General features: G+C 74.7%; 3 protein-coding genes. 1 reads left to right on the top strand and 2 read right to left on the bottom strand.

The window, feature by feature from the left end; all coding sequences use genetic code 11:
* Positions 1-5 precede the first annotated feature (5 nt).
* Positions 6-755 carry an EcsC family protein gene (locus tag GSF22_RS32790; protein ID WP_439957839.1) on the top strand — a complete coding sequence of 250 codons (750 nt, stop codon included), beginning with the start codon at positions 6-8 and terminating at the stop codon, positions 753-755.
* Positions 756-792: 37 nt separating this feature from the next.
* On the opposite strand, the gene GSF22_RS32785 is transcribed toward GSF22_RS32790, so the two are convergent.
* The gene (locus GSF22_RS32785; protein ID WP_208817789.1) at positions 793-1,683 is read right to left on the bottom strand and encodes a GDSL-type esterase/lipase family protein; all 891 of its coding nucleotides are present in this window, start codon (positions 1,681-1,683) and stop codon (positions 793-795) included.
* 109 nt (positions 1,684-1,792) lie between these two features.
* A complete protein-coding gene (locus GSF22_RS32780) occupies positions 1,793-2,416 on the bottom strand; it encodes an antibiotic biosynthesis monooxygenase (RefSeq protein WP_208817788.1) in 624 nt (207 codons plus the stop codon).
* Between the last annotated feature and the right edge of the window lie 205 nt (positions 2,417-2,621).

Raw genomic sequence — 2,621 nt, 5'->3', positions numbered from 1 at the left:
GCACCGTGCCGACCCCCCGCCCGTCCGCGACCAACCCGGACCCGGTCCACGCGGCCGTGGCCGACCAGGACCCGGCCGACGAGGCCGTAGCCGCGCCCCCGGCCGGGCTCTGGGACCGGATGCGCGAGGACCCGCAGTACGCGCCGGAGCACCTCGCCCTGGAGGCGGTCCGCCGGCTGGGCCCCGAAGCGGCCGAGTGGGCCCGACGGACCCGGGCCGCGCAGCCGCACCTCCCGCCGCACGCGCTCGCCGAGTCCGCCATCCGCAAGTTCGTCAACCGGGCGCGCCTGTCCGGCGCGGTCTCCGGCGCGGCCGGCCTGCCCGGCGCGGTACTCGACATCGGCGTGCTCGCCTGGACCCAGGCCCGGATGGTGCTGCACATCGCCGCCGCGTACGGCGTCGACCCGGCGCACCCGGACCGGGCCACCGACCTGCTGGTGCTGCAGAAGGTGCACAAGGTCGCCGAGACCGCCCGGCTCGCCCTCGGGGTGGCGGCCGGCCGGGAGCGGGCCGGTGCCCTCTTCCGGGGTACCAACACCCCGCTCGCCCGGGCGATGCTGAAGCTGAGCGTCAAACTCGCCCAGATGGCCGGGGTACGCGCGGCGAAGCGGGTGTTCGCCAAGATCGTGCCGGGCGCCGCGATCATCCTCGGTACCTGGGCCAACTCGTCGGCCACCAAGGATCTCGCCCGCCGCAGCCAGGCGCTCTACGGCCAGCGGGCGATCGGCGGTCCGCCGACGCAGCGGCAGCCCTGACGGATCGCCGGTCGGCCGCACCGGTCGGCCGGCGGATTCACCGCCGGGCGGTACCGGCGAGGCCACTGGCTCCCCAGGCCACCTCGGCCAGCCGGCCCTGCCCGTCCACGTCCGGGTGGAAGTAGTCCAGCGAGTTGACCATCTCCAACGAGAACCGGACCCGGTGGATCGCCCCACCGTCGTACCGGCACCGGGAACCGTACCGCCGGCAGGCCGCCCGGAGTTGGCCGTTGTACGCGTCGATCCGCTCGGCGAACGCGGCCCGGCGGGCCACGTCCGTCGGGGCGTCCGACGTGGCGTTCGCCAGCAGCGCCGGGCAGATCCCCCGACGCCAGGCGCGTACCGCCCGCTCGTCGGTGTGCCCCACCTCCCACAGCCGGTGCAGGTCCGGGATGCTCAGCACCAGGATCCGGGCCTTCGGCCGCTTCTCCCGCACGATCGCCAACGCCCGGTCCAGATCGGCCCGGAACGCGTCGACCGGGGTCATCGCGTCGATGCCGCCCCGGCAGGCGTCGTTCGCGCCGATCAGGACGGTCAGGTAGGCGACGTCGACGCGTACCGCCTCGGTGGCCTGCGCCGGCAGCGACGCCGCGCGGGCCCCCGGCGCGGCCAGGTTACGGGCCTCGCCCCTGATCGTGGGATTCTCGGCGAGCAACCGGCGGTAGATGCTCTCCACCCGACGGCCGTCGCCGGTGGACCAGGAGTTGCGCTCGCACGAGGCGAGCACCAGGCAGGAACCGAAGCCGGTGGTGATCGAGTCACCGAGGGCGGCCATCGAGCCCGGCAGCCCGGCCCGGGGCGAGGTGGACGGCCGGGGGGTCGGACCGCCGCCGCCGCCCTCGCAGGCCAGCGCCACCAGGGCGGCGAGGCAGAGCAGCGCGGTCGTCCAGCGGCGGGACGTCGGGTGGGTGGTCCAGCGGCGGGGCATCGGCTCCCCCGTTCGGCGGCGCACGGCGACAGCGCCGTAACTCTACGCGCCTGAGCCGGTTACCGGAACACCGTAAGCTGTCCGGTATGCGGCAGCCTGTCCGGTCCGCTCAGGCCCGGGACCGGCGCTGCCGACCGGCCCCGGCACGGCGGGCCGTGCGCCACGGTGCCGGGCGCCCCTGCAACCACCAACCGAGCGCCCGGGTGATCCGGGGCAGCACCAGATAGGTCATCAACGGGGTCAGGCAGAGCGTCATGAGCAGGGTACGGACCGCCACCGGCACGTCGGCGATCAACCGGCCGGTGATCAGGGTGGCGGTCAGGCTCAGCGGGAAGAACGCCAACCAGATGGTGACCGCCTGCTTCCAGCGCGGTGGCCCCGGCGGGGGCAGGTGCTCGACGCTCTGCTCCAGCGGCGGGTCGAACCAGCCTTCGATGCCGGTACGCCGCTCGGTACGGGTGTGCTCCACGATGCCCTGCGCCGAGGTCAGCCACCAGCGTCGCTGCGGGGACTCCTCCCACCGGCGCAGGGTCTCGGGGTCCGCGAAGCGGTAGAGCATGTGCCATTCCCGCGAGCCGGGCCCGGTGCGTACCCAGCCGGCGCCGAGGAACCCGGGAAAGTCCTCGGCAAGCCCGGTACCGGCCCGCATCCAGGCCACCATCTCCCGGGACCGGGACGGGTCGGCGTGTCGGGTGATCGCGACCGTCACCGGTACCGCGTCGGTCGTGGTCATGCCCACCATCCTCCGCTGCCGCCACCGGCCCGCCGGTCGGCCCGTACCCCGGTGTAACGCTGCCCACCCTGCCAGCTCTCACCCCGCCCGGCTGCCTGACGCCGCCCGGGCCGGGTATACCCCACGGGTTGGGCTGTTCACCCGTTGACAAGGGGCCCTTCCGCTACCGAATCCGTCAAGCGGGGGCCCTTCCTCACGTTAGGGC

It is taken from the genome of Micromonospora echinofusca (assembly GCF_017614955.1).
GTDB lineage: Bacteria > Actinomycetota > Actinomycetes > Mycobacteriales > Micromonosporaceae > Micromonospora > Micromonospora echinofusca_A.
The sequence above is the reverse complement of the archived record's forward strand: the minus strand, read 5'-3'. Positions and strand labels throughout refer to the sequence as shown.

What these genes read in the sequence shown, in the direction of transcription:
- GSF22_RS32780 (WP_208817788.1), bottom strand. Translation starts at nt 2,416, where the DNA reads ATGACCACGACCGACGCGGTACCGGTGACGGTCGCGATCACCCGACAC.
- GSF22_RS32785 (WP_208817789.1), bottom strand. Translation starts at nt 1,683, where the DNA reads ATGCCCCGCCGCTGGACCACCCACCCGACGTCCCGCCGCTGGACGACC.